General features: G+C 67.1%; 13 protein-coding genes and 1 tRNA gene. 7 read left to right on the top strand and 7 right to left on the bottom strand.

What is annotated here, in order from left to right:
• Positions 1–7: 7 nt before the first annotated feature.
• From trpC to GRI75_RS11885, 5 genes are all read right to left on the bottom strand, one after another.
• A complete protein-coding gene (gene trpC, locus GRI75_RS11905; RefSeq protein ID WP_160747213.1) occupies positions 8–793 on the bottom strand; it encodes an indole-3-glycerol phosphate synthase TrpC in 786 nt (261 codons plus the stop codon).
• A gap of 113 nt (positions 794–906) precedes the next feature.
• On the bottom strand, positions 907–1905 hold the full coding sequence (gene trpD, locus GRI75_RS11900; protein ID WP_160747212.1) for an anthranilate phosphoribosyltransferase: 999 nt from the start codon (positions 1903–1905) through the stop codon (positions 907–909).
• Positions 1902–2504: an anthranilate synthase component II gene (locus tag GRI75_RS11895; RefSeq protein ID WP_160747211.1), complete on the bottom strand. Its 603-nt coding sequence runs from the start codon at positions 2502–2504 to the stop codon at positions 1902–1904. The genes trpD and GRI75_RS11895 overlap by 4 nt, the downstream gene beginning before the upstream one ends.
• A 55-nt stretch (positions 2505–2559) precedes the next feature.
• Positions 2560–4059: an anthranilate synthase component I gene (gene trpE / locus GRI75_RS11890; RefSeq protein WP_235911486.1), complete on the bottom strand. Its 1500-nt coding sequence runs from the start codon at positions 4057–4059 to the stop codon at positions 2560–2562.
• 22 nt (positions 4060–4081) lie between these two features.
• Positions 4082–6013 (bottom strand): peptidylprolyl isomerase, encoded by a 1932-nt coding sequence (locus GRI75_RS11885; RefSeq protein ID WP_160747210.1) that lies wholly within the window; start codon positions 6011–6013, stop codon positions 4082–4084.
• A 194-nt stretch (positions 6014–6207) separates the two neighbouring features.
• Between GRI75_RS11885 and tpiA the strand changes: the two genes are divergently transcribed.
• The 3 genes from tpiA to GRI75_RS11870 all read left to right on the top strand — a co-directional run bounded on the left by tpiA (position 6208) and on the right by GRI75_RS11870 (position 9109).
• Positions 6208–6966: a triose-phosphate isomerase gene (tpiA, locus tag GRI75_RS11880; RefSeq protein ID WP_160747209.1), complete on the top strand. Its 759-nt coding sequence runs from the start codon at positions 6208–6210 to the stop codon at positions 6964–6966.
• Positions 6967–7031: 65 nt separating this feature from the next.
• Positions 7032–7391, top strand: coding sequence for a preprotein translocase subunit SecG (gene secG, locus GRI75_RS11875; RefSeq protein WP_160747208.1), 360 nt, complete (start codon positions 7032–7034; stop codon positions 7389–7391).
• Positions 7392–7474: 83 nt separating this feature from the next.
• Positions 7475–9109, top strand: a complete 1635-nt coding sequence (locus tag GRI75_RS11870) for a CTP synthase (RefSeq protein ID WP_160747207.1) — start codon at positions 7475–7477, stop codon at positions 9107–9109.
• A gap of 288 nt (positions 9110–9397) precedes the next feature.
• On the opposite strand, the gene GRI75_RS11865 is transcribed toward GRI75_RS11870, so the two are convergent.
• The gene (locus GRI75_RS11865; RefSeq protein WP_160747206.1) at positions 9398–9868 is read right to left on the bottom strand and encodes an Hsp20 family protein; all 471 of its coding nucleotides are present in this window, start codon (positions 9866–9868) and stop codon (positions 9398–9400) included.
• A 161-nt stretch (positions 9869–10029) separates the two neighbouring features.
• Between GRI75_RS11865 and grxC the strand changes: the two genes are divergently transcribed.
• From grxC to GRI75_RS11845, 4 genes are all read left to right on the top strand, one after another.
• Positions 10030–10290 (top strand): glutaredoxin 3, encoded by a 261-nt coding sequence (gene grxC, locus GRI75_RS11860; protein WP_160747205.1) that lies wholly within the window; start codon positions 10030–10032, stop codon positions 10288–10290.
• A gap of 14 nt (positions 10291–10304) precedes the next feature.
• Complete coding sequence (locus GRI75_RS11855) at positions 10305–11132, top strand: carbon-nitrogen hydrolase family protein (RefSeq protein WP_160747204.1); 828 nt, start codon at positions 10305–10307, stop codon at positions 11130–11132.
• Positions 11129–11581, top strand: coding sequence for a DUF1178 family protein (locus GRI75_RS11850; protein ID WP_160747203.1), 453 nt, complete (start codon positions 11129–11131; stop codon positions 11579–11581). The genes GRI75_RS11855 and GRI75_RS11850 overlap by 4 nt, the downstream gene beginning before the upstream one ends.
• 62 nt (positions 11582–11643) lie before the next feature.
• Positions 11644–11720, top strand: a tRNA-Arg gene (locus tag GRI75_RS11845).
• 145 nt (positions 11721–11865) lie between these two features.
• Here the strand turns inward: GRI75_RS11845 and GRI75_RS11840 are convergent.
• Positions 11866–12768: an ankyrin repeat domain-containing protein gene (locus GRI75_RS11840; RefSeq protein ID WP_160747202.1), complete on the bottom strand. Its 903-nt coding sequence runs from the start codon at positions 12766–12768 to the stop codon at positions 11866–11868.
• Positions 12769–13224 lie beyond the last annotated feature (456 nt).

The following is a 13224-nucleotide window of genomic DNA, read 5'->3' as shown; positions in this document are numbered from 1 at the left end:
GCCGGCCTTAGCCCTGGAGCAGCTGGCGCGTTGCCGCTTCGACGTCGGGTTGCCGCATCAGGCTCTCGCCGACGAGGAGGCAGCGCACGCCGGCTTGCGACAGCCGCACACAGTCGGCGTGGCTGTTGATGCCGCTCTCGCCGACCAGCAGCGTGCCTTCGGGCGCTAGCGGCGCGAGCCGCTCTGTCGTCGCAAGATCGGTGCGGAAGGTCTTGAGATCACGATTGTTTACGCCGATCAACCGCGAGCGAAGCAGGGCCGCGCGCTCCATCTCGCGCTCGTCGTGCACCTCGACCAGCACGTCCATTCCGCGCTCGATCGCGGCGGCTTCGATCTCCGCCATCAGCGCATCGTCGAGGGCGGCGACGATGATCAGGATCGCGTCGGCGCCGATCGCGCGGGCTTCGGCGACTTGCCAGGGATCGACCATGAAGTCCTTGCGCAGAACCGGCAGGGTGCAGGCCGCGCGGGCGTCCATGAGGTAGTCCTCATGTCCTTGAAAATATGGCTCATCCGTCAGCACGGAGAGACATGCCGCGCCGCCGCGCTCGTAGGCGACGGCGTGTTCGGCCGGTCGGAAATCGGCCCGGATCAGCCCCTTCGAGGGTGAGGCTTTCTTGATCTCGGCAATCAGGCCGAAACCCGCTGCGGCCTTGGCTTCCAACGCCTTGCGGAAGCCCCGCGGCGGCGTCGCCGAGGCGGCATCGCGGTCCAAATCGTCCAATGTCGCCAATGCCTTGCGGGCCATGACTTCGTCGCGCTTGGTGGCGCAGATTTCCGCGAGCTTGTCCAATCCTTGACTCCGTTCGGGCTGAGCTTGTCGAAGCCCCGGCCCTTGTTTGCCGGTGCGGCGCTTGGCTGAAAAACCGCCCTTCGACAAGCTCAGGGCGAACGGGACGGTGGGGCTCAGACTTTGGAGACGGTATCAATCCAGCAGTCGAGCAGCGCCTTCGCCAGACCTTTGTCCAGAGCTTCGGCGGCTTCCTCGACACCCTCGGCCCAGGTCCGCACTTCGCCCGCCACCATCAGAGCGCCGGCGGCGTTGAACAGCACGGCATCGCGATAGGGACCGGGCGTGCCTATCAGCAGCGCCCTCAGCGCCGCCGCGTTGTGCGCCGCATCGCCGCCGCGGATCGCTTCGACGGGTGCGTGCTCCAGACCGGCCACCGAGGCATCGATGCGGTGCATCTCGAAATCGTTGCCGATCACCTCGGCCCACTCGTTGCCGCCGGAGAGGCTCAGTTCGTCCAGGCCCTCGTCGCCCGAGACGATGAACGAACGCTCGGTGCCGAGCCGGGCCATCGCTTCGGCGTAGATCGGCACGTAGCCGGGGCGGGCGATGCCGATGAGCTGGTTTTTCACGTGCGCAGGGTTCGACAGCGGGCCCATGAGGTTGAAGATCGTGCGCTTGCCGATCTTCTTGCGGATGGGCTGGATGCGCCGCATCGCCGGGTGGTGGTTGGCGGCGAACAGGAAGCAGATGCCGATCTCGCGCAAGGTCATCTCGGCGGTGCGGCCGGCGGCCTCCATGTCGAGGCCGAGCGCCTCGAGGGTGTCAGCGGCGCCGGCTTTCGAGCTCGCCGCGCGGTTGCCGTGCTTGGCGACCGGAACGCCGCAGGCTGCGACCACGAGGCTGACTGCGGTGGAGACATTCAGCGTGTGGTGCCCGTCTCCGCCGGTGCCGCAGACGTCGATCGCGTTGGCCGGCGCCTCGATCGGGATCAGGCGGGCGCGCAAGGCGCGGGCGGCGCCGGTGATTTCGGTGGCGGTTTCGCCGCGGTCGGCCAAAGCGGAAAGGAACGCTTCGATGTCGTCGTCGGCCACTTTGCCGTCGAGCATCAGGGCGAAGACCTCCTCGGCCTCTTCCTCGGTGAGGTGCGGCTCGACGCCGGGCAGCGCGCTCATGCTGCGGCCCGTTTCGCCTCGATGCCGCAGATCGCCAGGAAGTTGGCGAGCAGCTCGTGCCCGTATTCGGTGGCGATGCTTTCCGGGTGGAACTGCACGCCGTGGATCGGCAGCTCCAAGTGGCGGAAGCCCATCACGCTGGTGCCGTCGAGCCCGGGCGTCTCGCTGGTGGCGTTGACCACCAGGCAATCGGGGATCTCGTCGACGATCAGCGAGTGATAGCGCGTGGCGGTGAACGGGCAGGGCAGCCCGGCGAACACGCCGGTGCCGTCATGATCGACCGGCGAAGTCTTGCCGTGCATCAGCCCGCCGCGGGTAACCCGGCCGCCGAAATGCTGCCCGATCGCCTGATGCCCGAGGCACACGCCGAGCAGCGGCCGCTTCGCTTCCGCACAGGCGGCGACGAGCTCCAGGCTAACGCCCGCTTCGTTCGGCGTGCACGGACCGGGCGAAATCAGGATCCCCGCGGCGCCGGTGGCGAGCGCTTCGGCGGCGGTGATCGCATCGTTGCGCACGACCCGCACCTCGGCGCCCAGTTCCATCACGTAGTGGACCAGGTTGAAGGTGAAGCTGTCGTAGTTGTCGATGACCAGGATCATGGGGCGCTCTTTTCCGGCGTCGCCTTTGCCCGTTTCTCGGGTACGATCAAGGGGCTCACTGGCCGAAATCCGGCTCGCCGGCCACGCGCGCCGCCTCGCGGGCGGCGGCGATGAGGGCGCCGGCCTTGGCCTCGCATTCCCGCTGCTCGTAGGCCGGGTCGCTGTCGGCGACGATCCCGGCGCCGGCCTGGACGTGCATCATGCCGTCCTTCACCACGGCCGTACGCAGGACGATGCAGCTATCCACCGAACCGTCCGGCGCGAAATAGCCGACGCCGCCGGCGTAAGGCCCGCGGGTCTCCGGCTCCAGCTCGGCGATGATCTGGCAGGCGCGGACTTTGGGGGCGCCGGAGACCGTACCCGCCGGGAAGCCGGCGAACAGCGCGTCGAGCGCGTCCTTCGAAGGATCGAGCCGCCCAACCACATTGCTGACGATGTGCATCACGTGGCTGTAGCGCTCGACGGTGAAGCTGGCGGTGACCTTGACGCTGTCCGCCGCGGCCACCCGGCCGACGTCGTTGCGGCCGAGGTCGAGCAGCATCAGGTGCTCGGCGCATTCCTTGGGATCGGCCAGCAGGCTCTGCTCGGCCGCATCGTCTTCCTGCCGCGTGGCGCCGCGCGGGCGCGTGCCGGCGATCGGGCGGATCGTCACTTCGCCGTCGCGCACGCGGACGAGTATCTCCGGGCTCGAGCCGACCACGGCGAAGCCGGGAAGGTCGAGAAAATAGAGGAACGGCGAGGGGTTCACGCGCCGCAGCGCCCGGTAGAGCGCGAACGGCGGCAGCGGGAAGGGGCAGGTGAAGCGCTGCGCCAGCACGACCTGGAAGATGTCTCCGGCGGCGATGTAGTCCTTCGCCTTGAGCACCATCGCCTCGTAGTCGCTGCCGTTCATCACGGGCGCGAGGGCCATGTCGGGCAGGCTTGCGTCCCGGACCGCCGGCGGAGCGGCCTGAGCCAGCTTGCGCAACACGATGTCGATGCGCTCCGCCGCAGCTTCCAGCGCGCGGTCCGGATCGGTCCCGTCTGCCCACAGGGGCGCGATGCAGAACAGCTCGTCGGACAGGTTGTCGAACACCAGGATCGTCGTCGGGCGCACGAACAGCATGTCGGGCAGGGCCAGTTCGCCCTGCGGCGCGCGCGGCAGCTTCTCGACCAGGCCGATCGTCTCGTAACCGAAATAGCCGACCAGGCAGGCGATCGGCGGCAGGTCTTGCGGCACGTCGATGCGGCAGGCCTGCACCAGCGCGCGCAGTTCGGTGAGGCTGTCGCCGGCCAGCGGCTCGAAGCTCTCGCGATCCTGCCGCCAGCGGCGGTTGACCTCGCATTCGCGGCCGGTGGCGCGGAACACGAGATCGGGATCGATCCCGAGCAGGCTGTAGCGTCCGCGCACCTCGCCGCCTTCGACGGATTCGAGCAGGAAATCGCCGCGGCCCGGCTCGATCAGCTTGAGCGCGGCGCCCACTGGCGTTTCGGTGTCGGCGATCAGCCGGCGCCAGACCAGCGCGGGGCGGCCTTCCGCCAGCTGCTTGCGGGCAGCCGCGGCGTTATCGGGCAGGGGACCGGACAGAGTAGGGGTCCTACTCGGTCTGGCCGGTGAGCTGCCTCGCCACCGCGTCGATCGCTTCCTGGTTGCGCTCCACGCCGACTTCGCGCTGCGCCGCCTTCACCAGCTGCTCGGCATATTCCTCGCCGAACACGCCGGCCAGCTGCTGCCGGGTCGCGCCGACCAGCGGATCCTGCCGCTCCATCTCCGGGACCGTGACCTGATCGAGCTGGACCACGAACCAGCCGTTGTCCTGCGGCGCTTCGAGCCGCTTCACCGTGCCCTTGGCCATGCTGAACAGCAGCGCGAGCACCGGCGGGACCTGCTGGGCTTGGGCGAGTTCCTCACGCCCCATGTTCACCGGGTCGATCGGCGGGAGCTGGACCTTCTCGGCCGCGAGCGCAGCGGCAAGGGCCTGGCCCTTCTGAACCCGCTGCAGGACCCGCTGGGCCGCAGCCTTGGCCCGTTCAGAGCCGACGCTGCGGCGCCAGTCGGCGATCACGTCCTCGCGGATCTGGGCGAGCGGCGCGGGCGCCGAGGGCGTGATGTCGGTCACGCCGAAGACCAGGAACGTCTTGCCGGGCTCGACTTCGGCCAGCTGCGGCTCTTCCTCCTCCATGTCGAACGCGGTGCGCAGGGCCGGAGCGAGAACCGGCGGAGCGGTTTCGTCCGTGCCGTAGACGCGCCCATCGGCAGTCAGCGGGCGGGTGGTCTGGAGTTCGAGGTTCAGCTCGTCTGCGACCTCGGCCAGGCTGCCGCCCTCCTCGAGCTGTTCCTCGATCCGCGCGGCGATATCGAGAAACGCGGTGCGGCGCAGTTCGGCGGCGAGCGATTCGGCGATCTCGCCGCGCACGTCCGCCAGGCTGCGCGCCGGCTTCCGGTCGATCTGGTCGACCCGCAGGACATACCAGCCCAGCCCGCCGCGCGCCGGGGCGGCGACTGCGCCCTGGCCGGCAGCGAACGCCGCATCGGCCACGGCCTGAGAAGTCTGCGCCGCGAACGCGGCCTTCGTCACCGGACCTACGGTGGTGGTGGCGAGGCCGCTGGCGCTCGCCGCTGCGGCCAGGGAGGTACCGGCGGCGACCCTGTCGGCGACCGCCTTGGCCGCGGCCTGGGTCGGCACGACGAGCTGGGTGAAAGTGCGGCTTTCGCTGGCCGCGTATTGCTCGCGGTTCTGTTCGTAGCGCGCGGCAATCTGCGCATCGGTCGGCGCGGGCGTATCGCCAAGCACTTCCTCGCCGAACGTGGCGTAGCTGATTACGCGCCGTTCGGGCCGGATATAGTCGCTGTTGTTCTCGCGGTAGTAGGCCTGCAGCTGCTCGGCCGTGGGGGCGCCCTCCGGTGCGAACGCGGTGCTGGGGAGCACGGCGATCGATCCCTGGCGGCGTTCACGCAAGAGACGGGCGTAACGCTGCGCCAGGCTTTCCGGCACGGCCGTGCCGAACGTCGCCGGAAGCAGGACTTGCCGCGCGAACAGCCCGGCGGCAATGTCCTGCCGCACCAGCGCCTCGGACAGGCCGCGCTGGCGCAGCACTGCCTGGAAGGCTTCGTTGTCGAACTTCCCGTCCGCGCCGCGGAAGGCGGGGATCTGGACCAGTTCGCTGTCGATCAGCCGGTCGCCGGCGCGCAGGCCGTGCTTGCGGGCGTACTCGGAGATCGCCGTGCGCTGCAGCAGTTCGTTCAGGACCCGGTCCATGCCGCCCTGGGCGATGAACGCCTGCATCGTCAGCGTGGGGTTCTGCTGCTTTTCGTTATCCAGCGCGGCGGTCATCGCCGCGGCGAGATCCGCGGTGCTGATCCGCTGGTCGCCAACCACCGCGACCCGGTCGCCGCCCGAAACGCCCCCGAAGGTGCCGGTGTTGGCGACGTCGGCGCTGGCGAAGGCCAGGCCGATCAGCACCAGGAACGCCAGCATCACCGGAACACCGAGCTTGGATTTGAAGAAATTTCGGAAAAATTGCAGCATCGGGCCACTTCATCATGAGGAACGGCGTATCAGGAACGGATGGCGCCATATCCCCGCTGCGGCGCTGCGGCAACAGTTCGCCGCGCCTTTCCCACTCTGTGGAAATGCGACTTTGACAAGCGGGGCCTTGCCGATTAGCGCGCCTCATCCCGCCTGGCTGTCAGGCTTTTCCAATGGTCTGTTTCTAAGGCAACATGTCTGAACGTCCCTACATCGTCGGTAACTGGAAGATGCACGGCACCCGTGCGATGCTGTCGGAAGCGCGCGCGATCGATCGCGCCGCCGAACGGCTCATGAAGGTCGAAGTCGCCCTGGCGCCGCCGTTCACCCTGATCCACGCCACCCGCAAGGAAGCCTCGCTGATCGGCGTCGGCGCGCAGGATTGCCATGCCGCCGAAGGTGGCGCGCACACTGGCGACATCTCCGCGGCGATGATCAAGGATTCCGGCGCCGGTTTCGTGATCGTCGGCCACAGCGAACGCCGCGCCGATCATGGCGAAACCGATGCCGACGTGCGCGCCAAGGCGGAATCCGCCCTGTCGGTGGGCCTGAACGTGATCGTCTGCGTCGGGGAAACCGAAGCGCAGCGCGATGCCGGCGAGGCGGAGGCGGTCGTTGCCCGTCAGCTCGAAGGCTCGCTTCCGCAGGCCGATGGCGCCGTGGCCAAAGTCACCGTGGCTTACGAGCCGGTCTGGGCGATCGGCACGGGCCGCACCCCGACGGTCGAGGACATCGGCGCGATGCACCGCGCCATCCGTGCGAAGCTCGTTTCACTCTATGGCGAAGACGGCGCCTCGGTGCGCATTCTTTACGGCGGTTCGGTCAAGCCGGACAATGCCGGTGTGTTGCTGGCGGCGGACGAAGTGGGCGGCGCCCTTGTCGGCGGCGCAAGCCTGACGGCCGAAAGCTTCCTCGGCATTGTCGCCGCAGCGCACGAGGCTCTGGAAGCCTGAGATTGTAAAGCAGCGCCGCGCTCGCTATCTCGCGCGGCGACTGCAAGCTTGCGAGTATTTCGGCTATGAGCCTTTTCCTGTTCCTCACCGTCGTCCAGGCGATCATCGCCGCAGCGCTCGTCGGCCTCGTGCTGATGCAGCGTTCCGAAGGCGGCGGCCTGGGGATCGGCGGCGGTGGCAGCCCCGGCGGCCTGATGTCGGCGCGCGGCGCGGCGGACTTCCTGACCCGCTCCACCAAATGGCTCGCGGTCACATTCGTGGTCCTCGCCATCGTGATGGCCGCGGTTGCGGTGGAAACCACGTCGGAGCGCGAGATCGACGATTCGCTCGAGCGGATCCAGGTCCCGGCCGCCGGCGCGCAGCAGGCTCCGGCCGCTCCCGCCCAGCCGGCGCAGGACGATCCACTGGCCGACGTCGCGCAGTAAGCGCTTCCAAGTTCGCAACCCTGTGTAAATCCGCAAGCAATCGCTTGCGCCGAATCCGAAAGCGGGCGTAGGGCCCACCTCCCATGGCGCGGTTCATTTTCATTACCGGCGGCGTGGTCTCATCGCTCGGCAAGGGTCTCATGGCGGCAAGCCTCGCGGCGTTGCTGCAGGCGCGCGGCTACAAAGTCCGCATTCGTAAGTTCGACCCCTATCTCAACGTCGATCCCGGGACCATGAGCCCCTATCAGCACGGCGAGGTCTATGTGACCGACGACGGGGCCGAGACCGATCTCGACCTCGGTCACTACGAGCGCTTCACCGGCGTCTCCGCCCGGCAGAGCGACAACGTCACCTCCGGCCGCATTTATCAGCAGATCATCGCCCGCGAGCGGCGCGGCGACTATCTCGGCGCGACCGTGCAGGTGATCCCGCACGTGACCGACGCGATCAAGCAGTTCGCGCTGGCCGATACCGACGGTCACGACTTCATCCTGTGCGAGATCGGCGGCACCGTCGGCGATATCGAGAGCCTTCCGTTCATGGAGGCGATCCGCCAGCTCAGGAACGAGCTCGAGCCGCTGCAGACGCTGAGCGTGCATGTGACGCTGGTGCCGTACATCGCGGCGGCGGGCGAGCTGAAGACCAAGCCGACGCAGCACTCCGTTCGCGAGCTGGCTTCGCTCGGCATCAAGCCCGACGTCCTGCTGTGCCGCACCGAGCATCCGCTGCCGGACACCGAGCGGCGCAAGATCGCGCAGTTCTGCAACGTGCGCGCCGAAGCGGTCATTCCCGCGCTCGACGCCCGCTCGATCTACTCCGTGCCGCTGCAGTACCACCAGGAAGGGCTCGACTCCGAAGTCCTGCGCGGCTTCGGCATCACCGACGCGCCCGAACCGGACCTGACCCGCTGGCACGACGTGACCGAGCGCTACTTCAACCCGGAAGGCGAAGTGACGATTGGCGTCGTCGGCAAGTACGTCGGCCTGCCTGACGCCTACAAGTCGCTCAACGAAGCGCTGGTCCACGGCGGCCTGGCCAACCGGGTCAAGGTCAACATCCGCTGGATCGACGCCGAGGTGTTCGAGCAGGACGAAGCGGACATCGCCGCCCAGCTCGAACCGATGCACGCGATCCTCGTGCCCGGCGGGTTCGGGGAGCGCGGCTCCGAGGGCAAGATCGCCAGCGTCCGCTTCGCGCGGGAACGCAAGGTGCCGTTCTTCGGCATTTGTCTGGGCATGCAGATGGCATGCATCGAAGGCGCGCGCGCCGCCGGCCACGAGGAAGCCTCCTCCACCGAGTTCGGCCCGACCGAGGCGCCGGTGGTGGGCATCATCACCGAATGGATGAGCAAGGAAGGGCTGCAGCAGCGGTCCGCGGAGGGCGATCTCGGCGGCACCATGCGGCTCGGCGCCTACGAGGCGAAGCTGGCCGGCAACAGCCATGTCTCCCAGATCTACGGCGGGGCGACCGAGATCTTCGAACGCCACCGCCACCGCTACGAGGTCAACTCGGCCTATCGCGACCTGCTCGAGAAGCAGGGGCTGATCTTTTCCGGCATGTCGCCCGACGGCCTGCTGCCCGAAATCGTCGAGCGGCCGGACCATCCCTGGTTCGTCGGCGTGCAGTTCCACCCGGAGCTGAAGAGCAAGCCGTTCGACCCGCATCCGCTGTTTTCCGGCTTCATCGCCGCAGCGCTTGCCCAGTCCCGACTTGTCTAAAAGCGAGACACTTCCGCTCGGTTGAGCGAAATCGCTTGCGTTCCTTGCCCGCGCGGACTTAGCGCACGAATTCGGGTCGCACCGAGATACCCGTGCCTACGCGGCACGGGGGAGGGCGCCTGACACTCCGAAAAATCAGGGCGTCCGAGCAGTTCGCCGCTTGGACTGGCCGTCTTCTGCGACCCGGTCGGCCATTTTGGGGGGCGGATCGGCGCTTACGCGTCGAGGGGGCGGAGCCTTGCGGTTCCGCCCCCGAATTCCGGAGCTTGGGTAGCGAAGGCCGGCCGATCAGGCGGCGTCGGCCTGCCGCTCCTGGTGCTCCACGACTTCGAGCTTCTGCTGGCCCGGAAGCAGGATCTTTTTCGGCTTCATGGCTTCCGGAACCTCGCGGACGAGATCGATCACCAGCAGCCCGTCGGCCAGGTCGGCATTATCGACTCGCACGAAGTCGGCCAGTTCGAAGCGGCGTTCGAACCCACGGTTGGCGATGCCCAGGTGGAGCATCTCGCCTTCCTCCTGCTCTTCGCGCTTCTTGCCCTGGACCACGAGCAAGTTCTGCTGCGCGGTGATCTCCAGGTCGTCGGGCTTGAAGCCGGCGACCGCCAGGGTGATGCGATAGCTGTCCTCGCCGCGGCGCTCGATGTTGAACGGCGGGTAGTTGTCGCCGGTGTTGTTGCGCACCTGGTTTTCGAGCAGGTCGAACAGGCGATCGAAGCCCACCGTCGAACGGCGATAGGGGGTAAAGTCAAAGCGGTTCATCGAAACAAATCCTCCGTTGAGCAATTTGACACGCGGGGGCCCGCAATCGGCACCCCCATCTGCCGCCATGCCCGCGACGGAGCCTGGCGACAGAAAATAGATATGATAACGCGTGCACCGTTCAAGAGGTGAGGGCGCCCAGCGGAAAGGACGAAACAACCGTGGTTGCGAAGGTCGAAATCTACACCAAGATGTTCTGCGGCTACTGCGTGCGCGCCAAGCGATTGCTCGAGCAGAAGGGCGTCGGGTTCACCGAGTACGACATCACTATGGACGGGGCGAAGGGCGAAGAGATGCGCCAGCGCGCGCCCGGCGCCATGACCGTGCCGCAGGTGTTCATCGACGGCAAGCCGGTGGGCGGCAGCGACGATCTCGCCGCACTGGAACGGCAGGGCAAGCTGGACAGCCTGCTCGGCATCTGACTACGACCCGGGCCATGAGCCGCATCGCCATCCTGCAAATGACCAGCGGCGTCGACCCCGCGGCCAACGCGGAGACCCTCGTCAGCGCGGCCGGACAGGCCGCAGAGGGCGGAGCGGCGATGCTGTTCACCCCCGAGATGTCCGGAATGCTCGACCGCGACCGCACGCGTGCGGCCGGGAACATCCGGCCGGAGAGCGAGGACGTCGTGCTCGCCGCGGTGCGCGACGCGGCCGCTGCGAACGGAATGTGGATCGCGCTCGGCTCGCTGGCGGTGCAGCGCGAGGACGGCCGCTGGGCCAATCGCTCGTTCCTGATCGACGGCAGCGGCGCGATCGCCGCCCGCTACGACAAGATCCACATGTTCGACGTCACGCTGGCGAACGGGGAGAGCTGGCGCGAGTCCGCCGCCTATGCTCCCGGCGAGGCGGTCGTCACGGCCGAGACGCCGATCGGGAAGCTCGGCCTGACGATCTGCTACGATGTTCGCTTTCCTGCGCTGTTCGAGGAACTGGGGCGCCAGTCCTGCGATGTCATCGCAATTCCGGCCGCCTTCACCGTGCCGACGGGCGAGGCCCACTGGCACTTGCTCCAGCGCACCCGCGCGATCGAGGCATCGGCCTTCGTCGTCGCGGCGGCGCAAGTCGGTGAACATGAGGACGGCCGCCGGACCTACGGCCACTCGCTGGTGATCGATCCTTGGGGCGAGGTCCTGCTCGACATGGGCGGAGAGGCCGCCGGGCTCGGTTTCGTCAACCTGGATCCCGCGCGCATCGCCGATGTTCGCTCGCAATTACCGAGCCTTGCCAACCGCCGCGCGATCCCTAGATCGAGCGCATCATGATCGTGTTCGACCTTGCCTGTCACGCCGGCCACCAGTTCGAAGGATGGTTCGGTTCTTCCGAGGATTACGCCAGCCAGCAGGACCGCGGCCTGCTCGCTTGTCCGCAATGCGGTTCGGCGGAGATCGGCAAGGCGCCGATGGCTCCGGCCGTGCCCAGGAAGGGCAACCAGCAGTCGGTCGCCAAGCAGCCGGTCGCCGGGGGCAAGCTGCCGCCGGAGGTGACCGAGATGCTCGTGAAGCTGGCAGAGGTTCAGGCCAGGGCGCTTGAAAGTTCGACCTGGGTCGGCGACGACTTCGCCGAACGGTCGCGGGAAATGCATTATGGGGAGCGAGAGCCGGAGCCGATCCACGGCCAGGCGACCCGCGACGAGGCCATGGAACTGGTCGAGGAAGGCATAACCATCGCCCCTTTGCTGGTGCCGGTGGTGCCGCCCGAGGAACGCAATTGACCACGCGCCCACGCGTTTCGCCGATTGCATCCCCCGCACCCGCATCCTAAATGGCGCGCCAAGCGCCCGTAGCTCAGTCGGATAGAGCATCGGATTCCTAATCCGGGGGCCACAGGTTCGAATCCTGTCGGGCGCACCACATTGTCAGCGTCGATCCACGTCTGCGTTGCAGAAGCGCAATGCCCCGTCGTGCCATGACTACGGCGGGGCATTCTCGTCATGTGACTGCTGACGAAGCACGGCCAGTGCGGATTCTGCCGTGGCTTCTTGTGGCCTACTCGGCCTTACCAGTAGAAGCCCGTCTTCAGGCAAGCTTCCCAACGTCGCATGGCGCTCATCCTGCCCGTGGTATCGGATGCGAGCGCCGCGTCGGCCGCGAACTTCTGTTGGCACTCGAGCTTCCGCCTGTCTTCGGGGTTGTCGGGCGCCTTCGCGGAGTTGTCCGATCCGAGCAGTGCCTTCATCTCGGCTGAGGTTGCCAGATGGGCTGCCGTTTCACCGTCCTTGTTTCGCGACCCGCTCTTCGCACCATAGTCGAGGAGGATACGCGCCAGCGGCACACGATCGCGCTGCGCTGCGTGGTGCAGGAGAGTCCAACCGTACTCGTCAGCGTCTGCAGGGCCAACGCAATCCTGCAGCAAGCCTTCGAGCTCATCGGGATGATTATACCAAATGGCGTCTCTGGCGGCCAGGAACGGACGCATGGCGGGTGAGCGGCTTGAGCTGGCCGGATTGTTACGTGCGAGCTCGCACATGCCATTGGAAGCGCGCACGGCGCCAAGGCCGGCTTGCGGAGCCGTGACCGCCGGAGCGGGGGTGGTCGTCCGGGGCGCCTGCGGCGATACAGCAGCGCGAGCCGTCATCGCTTTGCGGATCTCCGCCTTCACCATGGTACCGATCGCCATCTCGTACGGAGTGCCGCCTACAGCAGCCTTGAGCGTGGGATCGGCGCCACGCGCGATCAGCGCCTTTACCATCTCCAGGTTACCGGCGCTGGCCGCATAATGAAGGAGGCTATAGCCCTCATCGGTCTGCATGTTCACGTCGAATTCGCCGCTGTCGATCAGCGCGATGGCATCCGCGTTCGACTTCGTGCGGATATGATACCGCGCGTCGTCGAACGGATCGCCAGCGAACGCGGCAGTGGAGATGGAGAGTGCGATAACTCCCGCGACGAATCGATGCATGTTTAGCCCCCTAGCCAAGTTACGCCCGCCCTCTTGCTCAATTGTGTCTGGAAGACAATACGGCGCAGAGCACTGACTCGAGTTCAGCGAGCAGCCGCAAGCGCCTGTTTGTTCTCAGGTTTTCGGGCGCGGGACGAGATGCTGCGGGCCCTCGGGCATGCCGCTACGTTCGTGGGCACCGGGCAGACTGGCACCGGATTAAGCTGCCGTCCAACAGGCCCCCCGTAGGAACGCAAATCACCCTAGACGCGGAGGACACCTCTTGCTTGACGCTTCCGGCGATGCTGACCTAATGGCGCATGCGCGAGCGGAGTTACTTCCCTCGATGCAACGCAGATGCAGTAACGGGGGAAAACCCTAGGATACTCTAGGGCCTGAACCGATCCTCGATCAGGGGACCACTGGTTCGAACCCTGTCGGACGAACATTATGAGACGCGCTGCCGCCTCGCCACCT

Source organism: Croceibacterium soli, assembly GCF_009828065.1.
Classification (GTDB): Bacteria; Pseudomonadota; Alphaproteobacteria; order Sphingomonadales; family Sphingomonadaceae; genus Croceibacterium_B; species Croceibacterium_B soli.
This window is presented reverse-complemented; position numbering and strand designations above follow the sequence as displayed.

Excerpts from the sequence above, each read along its gene's own strand:
- GRI75_RS11865 (WP_160747206.1), bottom strand. The coding sequence starts at position 9,868 with ATGAACCGCTTTGACTTTACCCCCTATCGCCGTTCGACGGTGGGCTTC.
- GRI75_RS11850 (WP_160747203.1), top strand. The coding sequence starts at position 11,129 with ATGATCGTGTTCGACCTTGCCTGTCACGCCGGCCACCAGTTCGAAGGA.
- trpD (WP_160747212.1), bottom strand. The coding sequence starts at position 1,905 with ATGAGCGCGCTGCCCGGCGTCGAGCCGCACCTCACCGAGGAAGAGGCC.
- secG (WP_160747208.1), top strand. The coding sequence starts at position 7,032 with ATGAGCCTTTTCCTGTTCCTCACCGTCGTCCAGGCGATCATCGCCGCA.
- GRI75_RS11855 (WP_160747204.1), top strand. The coding sequence starts at position 10,305 with ATGAGCCGCATCGCCATCCTGCAAATGACCAGCGGCGTCGACCCCGCG.
- GRI75_RS11870 (WP_160747207.1), top strand. The coding sequence starts at position 7,475 with ATGGCGCGGTTCATTTTCATTACCGGCGGCGTGGTCTCATCGCTCGGC.
- GRI75_RS11840 (WP_160747202.1), bottom strand. The coding sequence starts at position 12,768 with ATGCATCGATTCGTCGCGGGAGTTATCGCACTCTCCATCTCCACTGCC.
- tpiA (WP_160747209.1), top strand. The coding sequence starts at position 6,208 with ATGTCTGAACGTCCCTACATCGTCGGTAACTGGAAGATGCACGGCACC.
- GRI75_RS11885 (WP_160747210.1), bottom strand. The coding sequence starts at position 6,013 with ATGCTGCAATTTTTCCGAAATTTCTTCAAATCCAAGCTCGGTGTTCCG.
- GRI75_RS11895 (WP_160747211.1), bottom strand. The coding sequence starts at position 2,504 with ATGATCCTGGTCATCGACAACTACGACAGCTTCACCTTCAACCTGGTC.